Origin of the sequence: Pseudomonas fildesensis (genome assembly GCF_001050345.1) — a bacterium.
GTDB lineage: Bacteria > Pseudomonadota > Gammaproteobacteria > Pseudomonadales > Pseudomonadaceae > Aquipseudomonas > Aquipseudomonas fildesensis.
Genome location: NZ_LFMW01000007.1, coordinates 542,658 through 556,128 on the forward strand (window position 1 = coordinate 542,658; position 13,471 = coordinate 556,128).

At 62.0% G+C, this 13,471-nt stretch carries 14 protein-coding genes; 7 read left to right on the forward strand and 7 right to left on the reverse strand.

Translation table 11 applies throughout. The features are described 5' to 3' along the window. Positions 1–40: 40 nt before the first annotated feature. A complete protein-coding gene (locus tag ACR52_RS12950) occupies positions 41–256 on the reverse strand; it encodes an acyl carrier protein (protein WP_048724584.1) in 216 nt (71 codons plus the stop codon). Positions 257–787: 531 nt separating this feature from the next. Here ACR52_RS12950 and ACR52_RS12955 point away from each other — a divergent pair. Beyond that, positions 788–1,096 (forward strand): DUF6124 family protein, encoded by a 309-nt coding sequence (locus tag ACR52_RS12955; RefSeq protein WP_048724586.1) that lies wholly within the window; start codon positions 788–790, stop codon positions 1,094–1,096. 1,011 nt (positions 1,097–2,107) lie between these two features. Here ACR52_RS12955 and ACR52_RS12960 read toward each other — a convergent pair. From ACR52_RS12960 to ACR52_RS12970, 3 genes are all read right to left on the reverse strand, one after another. Beyond that, positions 2,108–2,719 carry a 3'-5' exonuclease gene (locus tag ACR52_RS12960; protein ID WP_048724588.1) on the reverse strand — a complete coding sequence of 204 codons (612 nt, stop codon included), beginning with the start codon at positions 2,717–2,719 and terminating at the stop codon, positions 2,108–2,110. A gap of 42 nt (positions 2,720–2,761) precedes the next feature. After that, positions 2,762–3,238 (reverse strand): NYN domain-containing protein, encoded by a 477-nt coding sequence (locus ACR52_RS12965; RefSeq protein WP_024077544.1) that lies wholly within the window; start codon positions 3,236–3,238, stop codon positions 2,762–2,764. Positions 3,239–3,365: 127 nt separating this feature from the next. Then, entirely contained in the window at positions 3,366–4,133 is a 768-nt protein-coding gene (locus ACR52_RS12970) for a DUF2076 domain-containing protein (protein ID WP_048724592.1), read from the reverse strand. A 180-nt stretch (positions 4,134–4,313) separates the two neighbouring features. Here ACR52_RS12970 and ACR52_RS12975 point away from each other — a divergent pair, with 180 nt between their 5' ends. After that, positions 4,314–4,973 (forward strand): YciC family protein, encoded by a 660-nt coding sequence (locus tag ACR52_RS12975; RefSeq protein WP_048724594.1) that lies wholly within the window; start codon positions 4,314–4,316, stop codon positions 4,971–4,973. Positions 4,974–5,013: 40 nt separating this feature from the next. Beyond that, positions 5,014–6,102 carry an endonuclease/exonuclease/phosphatase family protein gene (locus ACR52_RS12980; RefSeq protein WP_048724595.1) on the forward strand — a complete coding sequence of 363 codons (1,089 nt, stop codon included), beginning with the start codon at positions 5,014–5,016 and terminating at the stop codon, positions 6,100–6,102. A 155-nt stretch (positions 6,103–6,257) separates the two neighbouring features. Here ACR52_RS12980 and hrpB read toward each other — a convergent pair whose 3' ends face one another. Next, on the reverse strand, positions 6,258–8,765 hold the full coding sequence (gene hrpB, locus ACR52_RS12985; RefSeq protein ID WP_048724596.1) for an ATP-dependent helicase HrpB: 2,508 nt from the start codon (positions 8,763–8,765) through the stop codon (positions 6,258–6,260). Positions 8,766–8,975: 210 nt separating this feature from the next. Here hrpB and ACR52_RS12990 point away from each other — a divergent pair, with 210 nt between their 5' ends. Both ACR52_RS12990 and ACR52_RS12995 read left to right on the forward strand, forming a co-directional pair. Then, positions 8,976–9,395, forward strand: a complete 420-nt coding sequence (locus tag ACR52_RS12990; RefSeq protein ID WP_048724598.1) for a hypothetical protein — start codon at positions 8,976–8,978, stop codon at positions 9,393–9,395. Positions 9,396–9,410: 15 nt separating this feature from the next. Further along, positions 9,411–10,304, forward strand: coding sequence for a cation diffusion facilitator family transporter (locus ACR52_RS12995; RefSeq protein ID WP_048724599.1), 894 nt, complete (start codon positions 9,411–9,413; stop codon positions 10,302–10,304). A gap of 26 nt (positions 10,305–10,330) precedes the next feature. Here the strand turns inward: ACR52_RS12995 and ACR52_RS13000 are convergent, their stop codons facing one another. Next, the gene (locus tag ACR52_RS13000; protein WP_048724600.1) at positions 10,331–11,425 is read right to left on the reverse strand and encodes a DUF6515 family protein; all 1,095 of its coding nucleotides are present in this window, start codon (positions 11,423–11,425) and stop codon (positions 10,331–10,333) included. A 439-nt stretch (positions 11,426–11,864) separates the two neighbouring features. On the opposite strand from ACR52_RS13000, the gene ACR52_RS13005 reads away from it, so the two are divergent. Both ACR52_RS13005 and ACR52_RS13010 read left to right on the forward strand, forming a co-directional pair. Next, complete coding sequence (locus tag ACR52_RS13005) at positions 11,865–12,344, forward strand: Lrp/AsnC family transcriptional regulator (protein WP_017735654.1); 480 nt, start codon at positions 11,865–11,867, stop codon at positions 12,342–12,344. A gap of 245 nt (positions 12,345–12,589) precedes the next feature. Beyond that, positions 12,590–12,799 (forward strand): DUF2788 domain-containing protein, encoded by a 210-nt coding sequence (locus tag ACR52_RS13010; RefSeq protein WP_048724945.1) that lies wholly within the window; start codon positions 12,590–12,592, stop codon positions 12,797–12,799. On the opposite strand, the gene ACR52_RS13015 is transcribed toward ACR52_RS13010, so the two are convergent. Further along, the gene (locus ACR52_RS13015) at positions 12,794–13,429 is read right to left on the reverse strand and encodes a pseudouridine synthase (RefSeq protein ID WP_048724603.1); all 636 of its coding nucleotides are present in this window, start codon (positions 13,427–13,429) and stop codon (positions 12,794–12,796) included. The genes ACR52_RS13010 and ACR52_RS13015 overlap by 6 nt on opposite strands. Positions 13,430–13,471: the final 42 nt, after the last annotated feature.

The window sequence follows — 13,471 nt, forward strand, 5'->3', positions numbered from 1 at the left end:
GGCAAGCCATCGCCTACAGGTGGCGCAGCGCACAGTGGCTTCACTGCGGGGATGAGCGCTGAACAATCAAGTCGACAATTTGCTTGATGGTGGTGATGCAGTCCCAGTCTTCCTGAGTCGCACGCAGATTGAACTGCCACTTGATCTGCATGATGAAGCAGGTCAAGTCGTCATTAATGATCTTAAAGTCATGGATGAAGTCCGTTTGCTCCGTCACCTGGCTTCGGTCGATGAAGCCGATGGTATCGACGAACATCTGTATGACCTTTTCGCTGATCTCGGCTCTCTTAAGGCCAACTCCCTTTCCGTTAATAACAGGCGGGATAGTAAATGCCTGGCGCACGTCCCCCCTTTAGCGAAAGGGAAGCCAGAAGAGTCCGATACGGTCATCGGACTTAACCTACTGACCGCCGTGATAACCCGCGAAAAGGCCTCTCCGAAGCCTGGTGTTTCAATGGCCAGCAAGACCGATCCCTTTCATTTGCGGGACGTTTCCTAGAGAATCCCACGGCCTTGTTTCCGTCGGATCAGGTAGCTAGTCTCGCTCAGTCATCGAATGTTCGGTGACCGGACGTGCAAGTCCGACTGGCAAAGGTGCACACGCTCCCGACATTCCAACGCCCGGTTTTTAACGACCAGCGTTTATCTGTTATGGCGGCTGTGCGCTGGAGACCTTCGGGTCTGCCGGGTTTTCCTTTGCCCCGGTCTTGCACACCTGCGTACAGCTGCCACCTTCATTTGCGTGCAAGCGAACGATGATGGCTTCTTATCCCAAAGGAGTTCCACCATGGTCAAAATCACCCCCGATCCACCTCGCTCCAACGCAAACTTCCTCAGCGAAGACGCCCTGCTCACCCGTCGAGCCATCGCCCACTACCTCAAAGCCTCCGCCCCGGATGCGCCCAACTTCATTCTGAATGACAACCTGAGCTTCGAAGATGCCCTCGCCCATGCGGCGGATTTGCTGCATTGCGCGGTGGAGACTGCGCATGCGCCTGGCGAGGCGATGAAGGCGCAACAGCGGGCGGTGATGCATTTGGTGGAGATGGCGAAGGGGGTGGTGGATCGGGCGCTGGAGTGTGTGAAGCCCCGATAGCGTGATGAACGCGTTTCTGCGATGAACAAGCTTGTTGTGATGAACAGGCCTGTTGTGATGAGCAGGCTTGTCGTGGCGAGCGGGCTTGCCCCGCGTTGGGCTGCGCAGCAGCCCCAGTAAGACCGCCGCGTTCTTTCAGTTAAAACTCAGTGTCAGATTTTGGGGCCGCTTCGCAGCCCAACGCGGGGCAAGCCCGCTCGCCACAACAAGCCCGCTCGCCACACGGTATTCACTCTGAACAGGACGTTGTGTCGGTGAAGATCGTTCCCACGCTCTGCGTGGGAATGCCGCCCTGGACGCTCTGCGTCCGCTCTTGACGTCGTGACGCGGAGCGTCACAGGAGGCGTTCCCACGCGGAGCGTGGGAACGATCAACCGCCGCGTTCTTTCAGTTAAAACTCGGTGTCAGGTTTGGGGGCCGCTTCGCAGCCCAACGCGGCAAGCCCGCTCGCCACAACAAGCCCGCTCGCCACACGGTATTCACTCTGAACAGGACGTTGTGTCGGTGAAGATCGTTCCTACGCTCTGCGTGGGAATGCCGCCCTGGACGCTCTGCGTCCGCTCTTGACGTCGTGACGCGGAGCGTCACAGGAGTCGTTCCCACACAGAGCGTGGGAACGATCAACCGCCGCGTTCTTTCAGTTAAAACTCGGTGCCAGGTTTGGGGGCCGCTTCGCAGCCCAACGCGGGGCAAGCCCGCTCGCCACAACAAGCCCGCTCGCCACACGGTATTCACTCTGAACAGGACGTTGTGTCGGTGAAGATCGTTCCTACGCTCTGCGTGGGAATGCCGCCCTGGACGCTCTGCGTCCGCTCTTGACATCGTGACGCGGAGCGTCACAGGAGGCGTTCCCACGCAGAGCGTGGGAACGATCAACCGCCGCGTTCTTTCAGTTAAAACTCGGTGTCAGGTTTGGGGGCCGCTTCGCAGCCCAACGCGGGGCAAGCCCGCTCGCCACAACAACCCCGCTCGCCACACGGTATTCACTCTGAACAGGACGTTGTGTCGGTTTCAGAACCCGCGATGCTTCTTCAAATGCTCATTGATCTTCGCCGCCGGTACTTTCTGCAAGGTGCACAACAGGTCATGCGACAGTTCGCGCAACCCGTGGGTACGCCGCAGTTCCTGAGCCAGGTGCGCCGTGAGGTTGGCGGCCATCTCCGCATCCGCCATCGCCCGGTGAGCCTTGCCGGTGTGGGGCAGTTGGGCGTAGCTGTTGAGGGTGCCGAGTTTGTGGTTCGGCGCGGCCGGCATCAGACGGCGGGCCAGCAGCAGGGAGCAGGCGAATTTTTGCAGGCGGGTGCGGCGGATCAGGCCCAGCTCGTAGTCCCAGAACTTCTGGTCGAACGCGGCGTTGTGCGCCATCAGCGGTGTGGTGCCGACAAATTCGTTGACCTCATTCATCACGCGCTCGGCTGGCGGCGCGGTGCGCAGCATGGCGTTGCTGATGCCGGTGAGTTGCTCGATAAACCCCGGCACGCGCACGCCTGCGTTCATCAGGCTCTGGTAGCGGTCCACGATCTGGCCACGTTCGAGGATGACCACAGCGATTTCCGTGGCCCGGCAGTGGTTGCTCGGGGTGATGCCGGTGGTTTCAAAGTCGATGACCGCTATACGTTCCAAACCTGTTCCAACTCCATCTAACAATTTAATGAGCCGCAGCGCTTATTTGAGCAGCAGCGCGCCTTCGATCGGCACGTAGCGGCTGGCAGCGCGTATCAATGAATTGGCCGTCAGCCCCGGCACGCCGTAGGCCACGGCTTCGACGCCATGCTTGTGGATAATGCGGTCGAGCAGCATGTCAAAATCACCGTCGCCGGAGGCCAGCACGATTTCGTCGACGTGGTCGGCGGCGTCCATGATGTCGATGGTGATGCCCACGTCCCAGTCGCCCTTGGCCGAGCCGTCGCTGCGCTGGATGTACGGCTTGAGCTTCACGGTAAAACCGAGGTTGCGCAGGATCTGCTGGAATTGCTGCTGCTTGCTGTCGCCACGGTCGATGGCATAGGCGTACGCCTCGACGATCTGCCCGCGCGAGCTGATGTCAGCCCACAGGGCGGCATAGTTGAAGTGACAGCCATACGCCTGGCGCACGGTGTAGTAGAGGTTTTGTACATCGGCGAACACTGCAATTTTCTTCACCGCACTTCCCCATGACTGTCGCCTGGACCCCGAACGCGAGGGTCCGCAAAGGCGCCAGTATGCCAGCCATGCAGAAGTTTCCGAGAAAAATCAGCCCGGGGCGACGAAGCGCCCCGGTGAGTGTGGGTCAGACGAAGGAATCGTCGTCGCCAAAGGAGGAGGAATCGTCGGAATAATCGTTGTTATCCGCGAAGCTGTCCGAGCTGTTGCTGCCCCAGTTGTCATTGCCGGCAAACTTCTGGTCATCATTGCCCACGTTGCCATTGTCACTGGCAGGCGCCGGCTCTTCACGGACGATTTCTTCCACCACCTGCGGCTGTTGCGAATTGTGATTGAACAGGCTGCTGATGCCTTGCGCCAGCATCACGCCACCGGCCACACCCGCGGCGGTTTTCAGGGCGCCACCGAGGAAGCCACTACCGACGGGGGTGGCGGCCGGTTGTTGCGGCTGTTGGTAATTCTGCTGCGGCGCAGCATAGTTCTGCTGCGGCGCAGGCTGGCCAAAAGAAGGCCGAGCCGGTTCGCGCCAGCCACCGCCGGAAGCAGGCGGTGCGCTCTGTGCCGCTGGCGTGTCACGGGAACTGCCGCCGAAGATACTCGACAGGAAACCACCGCTGCTCGGCGCGGCGGCCGGCTGTGTGGACTTGGCCCGTTGCAGCTCGTCCTGCAATTGCTGGATCTGTTGCGCCTGCTGTTTGTTCTGCGCGTCGAGACTCTTGAGCGCGTGTTCCTGCACCAGGATCGACTGGGTCATGTAGTAGCCGGCGGCCGGTTGGCGCGTCATGTGCTCCTTGATCTGCGCTTCTGCTTGCGCGTCGCGGGGGGCTGAGTCCGTTTCGGCTTGTTGCAACCGTGAAAACAGTCCATCGATCAGGGTTTGCTCTTCGCTGTTCATGGCGACCTCGTTAGATTGCCGGTAGAAATCAGGGCCCGGCCTGTGATCAGGCCGGTGAGTGCTAGTTATGGGGGTGTTACCGGTTGTTTCAATGGTCTTTACTCAAGGTTTACGTTTGCTTGCTCCCGGTACCTATCGGTTAAAGTGTGCCCCTGCTTTTTTCGGCCTGTGATGACTCTGATGAATCCGTTAGACGTACTGCGCGACTCTTTCCGTTTTACCCGGCACAACCTGGGCGCCATCGTTCAGCTGTGCTTGCCATTGGTGATCCTCGAAGCCCTGCTGCAACAGGTGCTCGACCACACGCTGGGCCCGGAGGCGTTCCCCGGCTACAGCGTGGTGGTGGGGTTGTTGGTGTACCCGCTGTACACCGGGGCGCTGATCCTGTTTCTCGACGCCCGCACCCGTGGCGAGTCGCCGAGCACCAAGGATGTGTGGGCCATGGCCCTCGCCTTGTGGCCGCGTTTCGCCTTGCTGACGGCCATGAGCACCCTGCTGATCTTGCTCGGGCTGTCACTGTATTTCCTGCCGGGCCTGTGGCTGATGGTGGTGCTGGCGTTTGCCGAATACCTTTTGGTATTGCGCGGCCTGCCGGCACTGCAGGCGATGAAGGAAAGTTTGCGCCTGACCCGTGGGCATTTCTGGCGAATCCTGGTGTGCCTGCTGTGCGTGATGACCCCGCTGTGGCTGCTCAAGGGCGCCAGCGTGGCGGCGTATCCCGATCCCGCTCCGATGCTGGGGCTGTTGATCGACAGCGCGCACAGTTTCCTGCAGCTGTTTACCAGCGTGGTGCTGTTCCGTTTATTCATGTTGATCGGTGGCGATGCCGACGCACGGTGATATGCTCCGTGCCACTCCTGAAACGCCATAAGCCGAGCCGATGACCCGTTTATTGCGCATCACCCTGTTGGGCCTGCTGATCATTGCAGGCCTGCTGACGGCCCTGATCTACAGCCTCACCTGGCGCCCTGACGACAAACAGACCCTCCCCGTGAGCTGCGTCGCGCCCCGTGCGCCGACGCTGCTGCCGGGGCAGGCGCTCAAGGTGATGACCTGGAACGTGCAGTACCTGGCCGGCAAGAACTACGTGTTCTGGTACGACACCGCCGACGGCAGCGGCCCGGACGACCGCCCCACCGTCGAAGACATGGCCGTAAGCCTGGACGAAGTGGCACGGGTGATTCGCGACGAACAGCCCGACATCCTGCTATTGCAGGAACTCGACGAAGGCGCCAAGCCTTCCCACTACCAGGACCAGTTGGCGCTGCTGCAAGAGCGCCTGGCCGACCTCTACCCCTGCAGCACCCAGGCCTTCGACTGGAAAGCCGACTTTATCCCCAACCTGCATATCTTCGGCAGCGTCGGCCGCAAACTGGCGACCCTCAGCCGCTACCAGATCGAACACGCCGAACGCCTGCAACTGCCCGCGTCCCCGGCCAACTTCATCAGCCGCCAGTTCCAGCCCAAGCCTGCCTTGCTGCTGACCTACCTGCCGCTGAGCGACGGCGGCCAACTGGCCGTGCTCAATACCCGCCTGGATGACGACGCGCCGGGACGCAGTGCGGTGCAGGAACAAGTGAAGGCAACCGTGAAATTGCTCGATAAGTTCGAAGGCCGTGGCACGCCCTGGCTGATTGGCGGGGATTTCAACTTGCTGCCGCTGGGGCAATTCCTGCGCCTGGATGCCGACAAGCGCGGCCGGTATTCACCGGACAGCGAGTTGCATCTGTTGTGGGATAAATACCCGATGATCCCGAGTAACAGCGAATCCAGCGGGATAAACCGTGAGAAATGGCTGACGCATTTCCCGAATGACCCGAGCATTGATGGCCCGGATCGTACGGTGGATTATCTGTTCTATAGCTCGCGGATCAAGCGGGTGGAAGCCAAAGTGCGGCAGGAAGATACGTTGCGGATCTCCAACCACTTGCCCGTGATTGCGCGGTTCCTGTTGCCTGCCGCGCAATAACCAACACCACAATCCCCATGTGGGAGGGGCGGCGCGACGATTCGACTTGCTCCCGATGCCGGTGTAACAGTCGAAGCATTTGTTGGCAGGCACAATGCCATCGGGAGCAAGTCGAATCGTCGCGCCGCCCCTCCCACATTTGATCCCTATCAGCCTTATTTGCGCGGTTTGATCCGGGCGGTTGCTTCGGCCACCAGCGGATCATCCGGCCAATAGTGCTTGGGGTACCTACCCTTCAAATCCTTCTTCACCTCGGCGTACGTACTGCGCCAGAAGTTCGCCAGGTCCTGCGTCACCTGCACCGGCCGCCGCGCCGGTGACAAGAGGTGCAACTTCACCACCTGCCGCCCGCCCGCAATGCGCGGGGTATCCGCCAGCCCGAACAATTCCTGCAAGCGCACCGCCAGAATTGGCGGCTGTTCGCTGTAGTCCAAGCGCACCGACGAGCCTGACGGCACTTTCAAATGCTGCGGCGCCAGTTCGTCCAGGCGCTGGGGCAGCGGCCAGGGCAATAAGTTATGCAGGAAGCTGGAGATATCCAGGTTGGCGAAATGGCTCAGCCGCGAAACTTTGCCCAGGTAGGGCATCAGCCAGTGTTCTAGGCCTGCGAGCAAGGCGTTGTCGCTGACGTCGGGCCATTCGCTGGGTTTGCCGGCATCCAGTTGGCGCAGCAGCAGAACACGGGCCTGCCATTGGCGTAGCTCCAGGGTCCAGGGCAATAGTTCCAGGCCTTTGCGGCGCACCAGGTTGACCAGCGCCTGGCTGCGGGCGGTTTCGTCGAGGCCGGTCAGCGGTTCGCGGCTGAGCACCAGTTCGCCGACTTTGCGCTGGCGTTCGGCGCGCAGTACGCCTTCGCGCTCGTCCCAATCCAGTTGGTCGACGTTGTGCACTTGCTCGGCGAGCACCGTGTCGAACAGTGCCGGGTCAAAATCCGCCGCCAGGTAGATGCGCTCTTCACGCTGGCCCTGGCGGCTGCCCAGGTCGGCGATCACCAGCCAGGGTTGTTTCATCAGGCTGTCGGCCTCGGCGAACAATGCGGCGCGACCGTTGGCCAGGCGGTATTCGGCGCCGCCGGGGCGACGTTGCTGGGCGACACGGTCCGGGTAGGCTAGCGCGAGCAAGGCGCCGAGCCAGCGTGGATGGTCGGGGTCGGCCACCGGTTGCGTCGCCTTGCCTCTTAAATAGCCACGGTATTGGCGGGCGAGTTGCTTGGCCCGCTGCACGCCGCCCTGGGCGCCCCGCGCACGCTCTTCGCCGGACATCAACGCCAGGCGGCTGTGCAAATCGGCGCCGCCCCCGCGCAAGATATCGCGCTCACCCAACAGCGCGGCGACGTCACAGGCGGTCGCCGCAAGCCCCAGGTCCTGCCCGCGCAGCAGCAGATGGCCGATGCGCGGGTGAGCCGGCAACTCGGCCATCTTCTGACCGTGGGCGGTGAGTTTGTCTTCATTCAAGGCGCCGAGGCGTTGCAGCAGATCCTGGGCCTGGGCATACGCGGCTGTGGGCGGCACGTCGAGCCACACCAGTTGCGTGGGCGTGACGCCCCAACGTGCCAACTGCAAGGCGAGGCCGGCGAGGTCTGCCGCGAGGATTTCGGCGCTGCCATAGGCAGCCAGGCCTTCGTGCTGGTCCTCGGACCACAACCGATAACACACTCCCGGCTCCAACCGCCCTGCCCGGCCGGCGCGCTGGGTGGCGCTGGCGCGGGAGATGCGCTGGGTGTCGAGGCGAGTCATGCCGCTGCCGGGGTCGAAACGCGGCACCCGCGCCAACCCAGCGTCGATCACCACGCGCACGCCGTTGATGGTTAGGCTGGTCTCGGCGATGTTGGTGGCGAGCACCACCTTGCGCTTGCTGGCGGGCGCCGGGTCGATGGCGGCGCGCTGGGCGTTGAGGTCGAGTTCGCCATGCAGCGGGCAGAGCAATACGTCACTGCGGTCGCCCAACGCATCGGCCAGCTGTTGGTTGACCCGGCGAATCTCCGCCTGCCCCGGCAAAAACACCAGCACGCTGCCGGTTTCGTCATGCAGGGCTTCGAGGACGGTCTGCACCAGCCGTGGCTCGATAAATTCACCGGCCTGGTACGGCCGGCCCCAGCGCATCTGCACCGGGAACATGCGCCCTTCGCTGCGCAGGATAGGCGCGTCGTCCAGCAGGCTGGCCAGGCGCTCGCCTTCGAGGGTGGCGGACATCAGCAGGATTTTCAGCGGCTGCTCGTCGCGAAACAGGTCGCGACCGTTCAGGCTCAGGGCCAGCGCCAGGTCGGCGTCGAGGCTGCGCTCGTGGAATTCGTCGAAGATCAGCAAACCCACGCCGTCCAGCGCCGGGTCGTCCTGCAGGCGGCGGGTGAGGATGCCTTCAGTGACGACTTCGATACGGGTATTGGGCCCGACTTTGCTGTCGAGGCGAATGCGGTAGCCGACGGTTTCACCGACCTTTTCACCCAGCTCGCTGGCCAGCCGTTCGGCGGCGGCACGCGCGGCGAGGCGCCGGGGTTCGAGCATCAGGATGGTCTGCCCGGCCAGCCAGGGCTCATTCAATAAGGCCAAAGGCACGCGGGTGGTTTTACCGGCGCCAGGCGGTGCTTCCAACACGGCTTCATGGCGATTCGCCAAGGCGTCACGCAGGGCAGGTAAAACATCATCGATCGGCAACGAATTCATACTGGCTCCAAAGCAGAGCGGCGAGTATAACGGCGAACTGCCGGATGCCGACGCGGGTCTCAAAAACACCGCCCGCTTCAATTGTGAATGCGCTCAAAGGTGAGAGTAATTGCCTTAAGGGCTTTTCTGCAGGAGCAAGCTCGCTCCTACATTATTGGATCGGCGTGGTCTGGCATATAGTCACCCTTAAACGTGTTCAGGAGATTTTTCATGCGTATCGCTTCCCGTGTCATCGGCGGTGTCCTCGCCGTCACCCTGCTGAGCCAATTGACGGCCTGCGGCTCGATTTTCTACCCCGACCGCCGTGGCCAGATCGACGGCAAGATCGACCCGACGATTGCCGTGCTCGATGCCGTGGGCCTGCTGTTCTACGTGATCCCGGGCCTGATCGCGTTCGGCGTCGACTTCGCCACCGGCGCGATCTACTTCGAACCGGGCAAGACCGCCCAAGTCGCCCCGGAAAAACTGCAGGAAGCCATCGGCGCAGACGGCAAGGTCGACAACGCCAAACTGCAGACCATCATCCAGAAGGAAACCGGCCGCACCCTGCCGCTGGACGACCCGCGCATGATCCAGTTCAAGGGCAGCGTGCAGCAACTGGCGTCCCTCGGCCTGCAACCCGCCGCTTAAGGATTCGACCCGCCTATGACCAGCAGTCCTGAACACGCCCGGCTTTTGCGCCTGGCCACTCGCGCGTCGGTGGCTGTGGCCTCTGTGCTGATTATCACCAAGGCCATCGCGTGGTGGCTCAGTGGTTCTGTGAGTATGCTCGCCGGGCTGACCGACTCGCTGCTGGACGGCGTGACCTCGCTGCTGAACTTGCTGGCGGTGCATTACGCCTTGCGACCGGCCGATGATGATCACCGTTACGGCCACGGCAAGGCCGAGTCCTTGGCCGGCATGGCACAAGCGTTGTTCATTGCCGGCAGCGCGGTGCTGATTGCGCTCCAGGCATTTGAGCGAATCAAGCATCCCGAGCCCGTCGGTGCGCCGTGGTTGAGCATTGGGGTGATTGTTTTATCCCTGGCGCTGACGGTGGCGCTGCTGATTTTGCAACACCGAGTGATTCGAGAGACGGGGTCGAATGCGGTGCGCGCGGATTCACTGCACTACCGCTCGGACTTGCTGCTCAACGGCAGCATTCTGATTGCGCTGGTGCTGGCAGGCTTCGGCTTCCACCAGGTCGACGCCTGGTTTGGCCTGGCCATCGCCGCGTACATCTTGTGGAGCGCTATCCAGATCGGCCGGGAAAGTTTTGCGGTGTTGATGGATGAAGAACTGCCGCCGGACGTCAGCCAGCACATGCTGGAATTGGCCCGTGGTGTGCCCGGCGTGCTGGGCGCCCATGACTTGCGCACGCGAATTTCCGGCAACCACTGGTTTGTGCAACTGCACCTGGAGCTGCCGGGGGAATTGACGCTGTCCGTCGCCCACGGCATCAGCGACCAGGCCGCCGATGCCATTCACAACGCCTACCCGCGCGCCGAAGTGCTGGTGCACGCCGACCCGCTGGAAGTGGTCGCGGGCGTTAAGGTTTAGTACTTCACCTTTTAGTACTGAAGCTTTTAGTACTGAACCTGATACCCGCGACTGCTCAGGCAGTTGCCCTGGGCCTGGCGGTAGGTTTGCACCACGGCCGGGTCGGGGGCGTAGGTAACGGTCCTTGGATCGAAACCGCTTTGTTGCACCGCCCAGCGATAACAGTCGTAGCCGTCCTGTTGCACCTGGGCCGGTGATTGGCCGTTGGCCGGGTAGGCCACCACGTCATAACCATTGCCCTGGGGCGCAGGTTGCGGCGCCGGCACGGCGGTCGGTGGCTCCACCACCACGTACTGCTGCGAACTGCTTTCGTAGGTGTAATAGGCGCCAGCGGCGAGGAAGAACAGCGCACTGCCCACCCACACTTCCCGCGCATAGTCCGGCAAGTAATGCACGCGAATGCCGTACGGCGGCGTGACAATCACGTAGCGCGGGCCTTGCGGGCGATACCAATAGCCGCCGGAGAAGAAGTAATCCTGGCCACGGTACGGCACGCGGTAGTTGCGGTCGGGGAAACGGTCGACGATATAGCCGGGGCGGTGCTGCGGGCCCGGGCCCCAGCCGTTGCCATGCCCATCTGGCCGGCCTGGCCAACGGTTATCACCGGGACGGCCGTTGTTATAGCCGCCACCGTTATTACCAGGACGCGAACCTGGGCCGCCGGCTTCCCAATGCGGGTTGCCGTCGTTGCGCCGGGGGATGTCGCGGTAGTCACCCTGGCGCGGTTCCTGGGTCTGGCGCACGGTGTCGGGACGCCCCTGGATCGGCAGGTTGTTCGAGGGTTGGGGCTGCGGCGCCGGTCGGCCCTGCTCATTGCCCTGGGGGCGACCTTGCCATTGACCGCCGCCATTCTGGCCGCCACGGTCAACATGCTGGTTCTGTGGGCGTGGCTGATTGTTTTCAGGACGCGGCTGATTACTCTCCTGACGCGGTTGATTGTTCTCAGGGCGCGGCTGGTTGTTACCGGGCCGCCCGCCACCTTCCGGACCCCGCTCATGCTGTCCACCACCCTGCGGGCGCTGCCCCTGGCCCGGTGAGTTGTCGCGTTCGTCGGCGATTACCTGCGTGCCGACGCTAACCACCAGCAAACCAACACCTGCCATACGCCAGATGCGCTTCATGCTTTTCCTCACTGCGGTTTAGGGCTTACACATGAGACTGGAAAAGCCTCGCCCGGTTCTGAGACAGGTTATCAGTCATGGGAACTATTTTTTAGCTAAAGAGAGGTAGGCAAAAGACGCATGCAAAGAAAAGGGGTGACCCGTCGGCCACCCCTTGAGAATTTCGTCCTGGCTCAACGCTTATGACGTTGGCTCACCTCACGCCGTCTTGTGGACAGTGTGCAGCCTGGAGGCCGGCTCAACCCTGCTGGGGTGGCGGCCGCAGCGGGCCTGATTGGGCGAGCTGCAGTGGACTATGTCCAGGCGGTGATTCTGTTAATAAAGATACCCGCTCGCGCCCGGCAGATGATTGCGAAGATTGCGTCAATAAACAGTGCTTGCGCAATTTTTAACCCTTCATGGATAATTCACCGCAATAGTTACGACAAAGGCTAACCCAATGAGCAAGCTCGACCGATACGACCTGAGTATTTTGGCGGAATTGCAGCGTGACGCGAGGATCTCCAACCAGGAGCTGGCAGAGCGTATCGGCCTGTCGCCTTCGCCCTGCTCACGCCGGGTCAAGCAATTGGAGGACGACGGCTACATCGCGCGCCAAGTCGCCTTGCTCGACCGCAAGATGCTCGGCCTGAGCCTAACGGCCTACGTGCTGATCGGCATGGACCGCCACACCCCCGAGCGTTTCGAGAACTTCGAAGCGGCCATCCGCACCCTGCCCCAAGTGTTGGAATGCAGCCTGGTGACCGGGATGGATGCCGACTATCAATTGAAAGTGGTGGTGCCAGACATGGATCACTACCAGAAACTGCTGCTGGGCCACCTGACCCGCATCGACGGCGTGACCAGCGTGCGCTCCAGCTTTGTGCTGAACCAGGTGCTCAACAGCACCGAGTTGCCGCTGACCCACCTGCGTACCTGAGTCCACACCTGTCTCGCTCGTTCCCACGCTCCGCGTGGGCATGCAGCCAGGGACGCTCCGCGTCCTAAAGCGTGACGCAGAGCGTCACAAGAGACATTCCCACGCAGAGCGTGGGAACGAGCGATGTGGGAGGGGGCTTTCCCCCTCCCACATTTGGATCGCACTTCGATCCAGGTCAATGTTGCGCCTACCTCACTGCCTTATACTTCCCGCCTGCCCCTGTCGGAAAAAACCCCATGAACTCCATCGATCCCGCCGTGTTTGAAGAATGGATGATGACCGGCCTGGTCACCCTCCTGATCATTTTCATGGGTTTTATCGTCTGGGACCTGGCGAAGAAATCCAAGGCCGGGCGTTTTGGCTCGTTCATCCTGTTTTTCGTGCTGGGCCTGGGCGTAGCCGCGTTCATCATCAAGAGCGTGGTGATCGGCCTTATCGAGTCCGGCGCCTTATAAACGCGGCGGCACTGCCTTCCATTGGCCTTGATCCAGGCCGTCGATAGACCACTCGCCAATACGCACCCGCACCAGTCGCAAGGTCGGCAAGCCCACCGCAGCGGTCATGCGCCGCACCTGGCGGTTGCGCCCTTCACGAATCACTAACTCCAGCCAATGGGTCGGCACACTTTTGCGAAAACGCACCGGCGGGTTGCGCGGCCAGAGTTCGGGCTCGTCCAGTTGCCGGGCTTCGGCGGGCAAGGTCATGCCGTCGTTGAGCTCCACGCCGTCGCGCAGGCGTTGCAGCTGCTCTTCGGTCGGCTCGCCTTCCACCTGCACCCAGTAGGTTTTCGCCAGCTTGTGCTTGGGGTCGGCAATGCGCGCCTGCAACTGGCCATCGTTGGTCAGCAGCAACAGGCCTTCGCTGTCACGGTCCAGGCGGCCCGCCGGGTAGATGCCGGGGATGTCGATAAAGTCCTTGAGGGTCGCGCGCCCGCCTTCGTCGCTGAACTGGGTCAGCACATCGAACGGTTTATTGAACAGGATCAGCTTCGGCTCGGCCGGTGGCGCCTTGGCGACACGACGCGCAGCGGAATGCGGGGGTTTTACGCCAGGGCGGCGCGAATCTGGACGGGGGGGACGGGACATGGCAAAGGAACATCTAACGGTCAGGACCGACAATGCTAGTGG

Bases quoted from the DNA above. Each gene is read 5' to 3' on its own strand.
- ACR52_RS12955 (WP_048724586.1), top strand. From the start codon at position 788: ATGGTCAAAATCACCCCCGATCCACCTCGCTCCAACGCAAACTTCCTC.
- ACR52_RS12975 (WP_048724594.1), top strand. From the start codon at position 4,314: ATGAATCCGTTAGACGTACTGCGCGACTCTTTCCGTTTTACCCGGCAC.
- ACR52_RS12970 (WP_048724592.1), bottom strand. From the start codon at position 4,133: ATGAACAGCGAAGAGCAAACCCTGATCGATGGACTGTTTTCACGGTTG.
- ACR52_RS13005 (WP_017735654.1), top strand. From the start codon at position 11,865: ATGAGCAAGCTCGACCGATACGACCTGAGTATTTTGGCGGAATTGCAG.
- ACR52_RS13015 (WP_048724603.1), bottom strand. From the start codon at position 13,429: ATGTCCCGTCCCCCCCGTCCAGATTCGCGCCGCCCTGGCGTAAAACCC.
- ACR52_RS13000 (WP_048724600.1), bottom strand. From the start codon at position 11,425: ATGAAGCGCATCTGGCGTATGGCAGGTGTTGGTTTGCTGGTGGTTAGC.
- hrpB (WP_048724596.1), bottom strand. From the start codon at position 8,765: ATGAATTCGTTGCCGATCGATGATGTTTTACCTGCCCTGCGTGACGCC.
- ACR52_RS12990 (WP_048724598.1), top strand. From the start codon at position 8,976: ATGCGTATCGCTTCCCGTGTCATCGGCGGTGTCCTCGCCGTCACCCTG.
- ACR52_RS12950 (WP_048724584.1), bottom strand. From the start codon at position 256: ATGTTCGTCGATACCATCGGCTTCATCGACCGAAGCCAGGTGACGGAG.
- ACR52_RS12980 (WP_048724595.1), top strand. From the start codon at position 5,014: ATGACCCGTTTATTGCGCATCACCCTGTTGGGCCTGCTGATCATTGCA.
- ACR52_RS12995 (WP_048724599.1), top strand. From the start codon at position 9,411: ATGACCAGCAGTCCTGAACACGCCCGGCTTTTGCGCCTGGCCACTCGC.